Genomic DNA, 4,568 nt, shown 5'->3' on the forward strand with positions numbered 1-4,568 from the left:
GGCGCAGCGGCAGGTGCTTGCGCTGCGGAAACACGATGTGGATGCCGTTGGGGGGCGCAGCGAAATCGCCCAGCACCTCCACCAGCCGCCCGGCGGCGATCTCCGACTCCACCTCCCAGGTGCTGCGCCAGGCGATGCCCCAGCCAGCGAGGCACCAGTCGTGCAGCACCTGACCGTCCGAGCAGTCGAGCGGCCCGCCCGGCTTGAAGTGCACCACCTCGCTGCCGCCGCCCGCGCGCGGCAGGCGAAAGGCCCAGCCGCGCGTCTGCGAGGCGTCGCTCGACAGGGTCAGGCAGTCGTGCTGGGCCAGTTCGGAAGGGTGCTGCGGCGTGCCGCGCCGGCGCAGGTACTCGGGCGTGGCGACGCACAGGCGCCGGTTGTCCGCCAGGCGCACGCTGACCAGGGACGAGTCCGGCAGGTCGCCCACGCGCACGGCGCAGTCGTAGCCCTCGCCCGCCAGGTCCACCACCCGGTCCGACAGGTTCAGCGAGAGCGTCACCTCCGGGTGCAGGTCGCGAAAGCGCGGCACCAGCGGCGCCACATGGCGCCGGCCGAAGCCCGCGGGCGCCGTGATGCGCAGGTGGCCCGTGGCCCGGATGCCCCCGGCCGAGACGCTGGCCTCGGCGTTCGCCACGTCGGCCAGGATGCGCTGGCAATCCTCCAGGAAGGCGCTGCCCTCGTGGGTCAGCGTGATGCGCCGCGTGGTGCGCACCAGGAGCTTGACGCCCAGGTGTTCTTCCAGCGCGTCCAGGCGCCGGCCCATGATGGCCGGGGCCACGCCCTCGGCACGCGCCGCCGCCGTCAGGCTGCCGCGCGTGGCGATGGAGACGAAAGACTCGAAAGCCTTGAGCTTGTCCATGGAAAGCGGGGGCCGGTGCCCGGGCCGGCACGGTTGATTTTTGCAAAAAAGTCACCAGTTAATGAATATTACGCCCATTTATTTACTTAAACAATTGGAATAAAGTCTCCGCAAGGCCCGTTGCGGGCCGGGAAGCCGCTTTTCCACCATCGAACGCAAGGGATGTGATCCATGACGACTGCCGCACGCACCCAGGTCCACGGCCTGCAGGTGGCCACCGAACTGCACGACTTCATCAACCAGGAGGTCCTGCCGGGCACCGGCGTGGCGCCCGAGGCCTTCTGGAAGGGCTTTGACGCGCTGGTGGCCGACCTCGCCCCCAAGAACGCTGCCCTGCTGGCCGAGCGCGAGCGGCTGCAAAAGGAGCTCGACACCTGGCACCAGGCCAACCCCGGGCCGATCAAGGACATGGCGGCCTACCGCAACTTCCTCAGCCAGGTCGGCTACCTGGTCGAGCCGCCGAAGGACGTGCAGGCCAGCACCGCCAACGTCGACGACGAGCTGGCCAAGCAGGCGGGTCCGCAGCTGGTGGTGCCGATCCTGAACGCGCGCTACGCGCTCAATGCCGCCAACGCACGCTGGGGCTCGTTGTACGACGCGCTCTACGGCACCGACGTGATCGACGAGGAGGGCGGCGCCGAGCGCGGCCGCGGCTACAACCCCAGGCGCGGCGAGAAGGTGATCGCCTTCGCGCGCGACTTCCTCGACCAGGCCGTGCCGCTGGCCCAGGGCTCGCACAAGGACGCCACCGGCTATCGCGTGGACGGCGGCAAGCTGCTGGTGGCGCTGAAGGACGGCGCCACGGCCGGCCTGAAGGACGCCGCGCAGTTCGTCGGCCACCAGGGCGATGCCGCCAACCCCTCTTCCGTGCTGCTGGTCAACAACGGCCTGCACATCGACATCCGCATCGACCGCGCCGCGCCCATCGGCAAGGGCGATGCCGCGGGCGTCTGCGACGTGGTCGTGGAAGCGGCGCTGTCGACCATCCTCGACCTGGAGGATTCCATCGCCGCGGTGGATGCCGAGGACAAGACGCTGGGCTACCGCAACTGGCTGGGCATCTTGAAGGGCACGCTGACCGAGACCTTCACGAAGGACGGCCAGCAGATGACGCGCGGCCTGAACCCGGACCGCGAATACACCGGCGCGGACGGCCAGCCGCTCAAGCTGCACGGCCGCTCGCTGATGTTCCTGAGGAACGTCGGCCACCTGATGACCAACCCGGCGATCCTGTGGGGCAGCGACGGCCAGGAGATCCCCGAAGGCATCATGGACGCCATGGTCACGACGGCGATCGCCATCCACGACCTCAAGGGCCACGGCGCCAATGGCCTGCGCAACTCGCGCACCGGCAGCGTCTACATCGTCAAGCCGAAGATGCATGGGCCGGCCGAGGTGGCCTTTGCCAACGAGCTGTTCGGCCGCGTCGAGCAGGTGCTCGGCCTGCCCGAGAACACCGTCAAGCTGGGCATCATGGACGAGGAGCGCCGCACCTCGGTGAACCTCAAGGCCTGCATCGCCGCCGCCCCCGCGCGCGTGGCCTTCATCAACACCGGCTTCCTGGACCGCACCGGCGACGAGATCCATACCGCCATGCACGCCGGCCCGATGATCCGCAAGGGCGACATGAAGACCAGCGCCTGGATCCAGGCCTATGAGAGGAACAACGTGCTGGTCGGCCTGTCGTGCGGCCTGGCGGGGCGCGCGCAGATCGGCAAGGGCATGTGGGCCATGCCGGACATGATGGCCGCGATGCTGGAGCAGAAGATCGCGCACCCGAAGGCCGGCGCCAACACCGCCTGGGTGCCCAGCCCCACGGGCGCCACGCTGCACGCGCTGCACTACCACCAGGTCAAGGTGGCGGACGTACAGGCCGAGCTGCTGAAGGTCGACGCCGACGCCGAGCGCGACAACCTGCTTACCGGGCTGCTCACCGTGCCGGTGTCCAGCAACCCGAACTGGTCCGACGAGGAAAAGCAGCAGGAGCTGAACAACAACATCCAGGGCATCCTGGGCTACGTGGTGCGCTGGATCGACCAGGGCGTGGGCTGCTCCAAGGTGCCCGACATCAACGACGTCGGCCTGATGGAAGACCGCGCCACGCTGCGCATCTCCAGCCAGCACGTGGCCAACTGGCTGCTGCACGGCATCGTGACGCAAGAGCAGGTGCGCGCCACCTTCGAGCGCATGGCCGCCAAGGTGGACGCGCAGAACGCGGGCGACCCGCTCTACCGGAAGATGGCCGGGCGCTTCGGCGAATCGGCCGCCTACCAGGCGGCTTGCGATCTGGTCTTCAAGGGCATCGAGCAGCCCAGCGGCTACACCGAGCCGCTGCTGCACGCCTGGCGCCTGAAGGTGAAGGCGGGCGAGGCGCAGCGCTGAGGCCCGGCGGCGGGGACGAAACGCCCCGCCCCCTGCCGACCCCAGCGGCGCCTTCGGGCGCCGCGGGTCGTTGCAGGGCCTACACTGCCCGCATGGAGCGCATCGATCCTTGCCGCTGTCCCCTGTGCGGACAGCCGAACCGTTGCGCGCTGCAGGCAGGGCAGCCCGCGCCCACATGCTGGTGCATGCAGGAGCGCGTCTCGCGCGCTGCGTTGGCGCGCATCCCGGCGCCGCAGCGCGGCCGGGCCTGCCTGTGTCCCCGCTGTGCGCGCACCCCGGAGGACGCCCCAGGGACGCTGCGCATTACTGCCCCTTCTTGAGCAGTTCGGTGCAGTCGATCTTGCCGTTCGGGAATTCGAGCACGGCACTCTGCTCCGGCTTGATGAGCTGGGTCACGACCCGGCAATCGGTCCAGCCGGCCATGTCACCGCTGGCGTCGCCGTCCATGCGCAGGTACACCACATTGCCTTCGAGGCGCGCCTTGGCATTGCGCTTGGCGTAGGTCTTCTCGAACGCGGGCAGGATCTGGTCCTGGATCGCCTCCCGGACCTCCTTGCCGGTCATGGGGGTGGCCGCGCCACTGCCGGCAGACGGCGCTGCCGCCGGCGGCGTCTCGGCCTCACCGCTGCAGCCGGCCACGGCAGCTGCCAGCGCCCAGGCCCCCACGATCGCCGCGCTGCGGCCTCCCAACCCTGACTTCATGACGTCCCTCCCTGGTGTGGAAGGGACAGTATAGGAAACCGACCTCAGCGCGTCGTGCCCTTGCGCTCGCTGCGCGTGTCGCGGTCGAGCTTCTCGGCCATCGACAGGTGCTCGCGCAGGGTGGGCAGGGTCTTCTCGGCGTAGGCCCTCACGTCCGGATCGTGCGCCTCGCGCGCGCCCTTCTCGAACAATTCGATGGTCTCCCGGTGCGCCTTCGGGCCCAGGTCCTCGATGTAGCTGCGGTCGAATTTCTCGTCGCCGTGCGTGCCCAGCAGCTTGAGCTTGCCTTTTTGCAGCAGCGAGGGGCCATCGGGCAGGGAGTGGTTCTTGGCCGTGGCCAGGGCGCCCAGTTCCTGCGCAGCCTTGGTGTGGTCGTCGATCATGCGCTGGGCGAATTCCCTGACCTCCGGGTTCTGCGACTTCTGCAGCGCCAGGCGAGCGGCCTCGACTTCCAGGTGGCCGTTTTGCGCGGCCTGGTTCATGAACGCGGCATCGGCATGCGCGGGCTTGCCGTCCGCCTGGGCGGGGGCGGCGGGCGCGGGGGTGCGCGCAGGGGCCGTGGCCGGGGCAGCAGGTGCCGGGGCAGCAGGTGCCGTGCCCGCCGGCGCCGCCGTGCCGCCGGGGC

5 protein-coding genes are annotated in these 4,568 nt (G+C 69.7%); 2 read left to right on the forward strand and 3 right to left on the reverse strand.

Translation table 11 applies throughout. The features are described from left to right. A partial coding sequence (locus tag A612_RS12275) for a LysR family transcriptional regulator (RefSeq protein WP_019374766.1) occupies nucleotides 1-859 on the reverse strand: 859 nt, incomplete at its 3' end. 171 nt (nucleotides 860-1,030) lie between these two features. Here A612_RS12275 and A612_RS12280 point away from each other — a divergent pair. Continuing rightward, the gene (locus A612_RS12280) at nucleotides 1,031-3,241 is read left to right on the forward strand and encodes a malate synthase G (protein ID WP_019374767.1); all 2,211 of its coding nucleotides are present in this window, start codon (nucleotides 1,031-1,033) and stop codon (nucleotides 3,239-3,241) included. 92 nt (nucleotides 3,242-3,333) lie between these two features. Continuing rightward, entirely contained in the window at nucleotides 3,334-3,561 is a 228-nt protein-coding gene (locus A612_RS16620) for a cysteine-rich CWC family protein (RefSeq protein ID WP_075807046.1), read from the forward strand. Here the strand turns inward: A612_RS16620 and A612_RS12285 are convergent. Together A612_RS12285 and A612_RS12290 are read right to left on the reverse strand one after the other, a co-directional pair. Then, nucleotides 3,545-3,943, reverse strand: coding sequence for a hypothetical protein (locus A612_RS12285; protein WP_141630359.1), 399 nt, complete (start codon nucleotides 3,941-3,943; stop codon nucleotides 3,545-3,547). The genes A612_RS16620 and A612_RS12285 overlap by 17 nt on opposite strands. Before the next feature lie 44 nt (nucleotides 3,944-3,987). Further along, nucleotides 3,988-4,568, reverse strand: a 581-nt coding sequence (locus A612_RS12290) for a DUF4142 domain-containing protein (RefSeq protein WP_141630360.1), incomplete at its 5' end; no start/stop codon positions are given.

The organism is Melaminivora alkalimesophila (assembly GCF_000282995.1).
In the GTDB taxonomy this organism is placed as follows: domain Bacteria; phylum Pseudomonadota; class Gammaproteobacteria; order Burkholderiales; family Burkholderiaceae_C; genus Melaminivora; species Melaminivora alkalimesophila.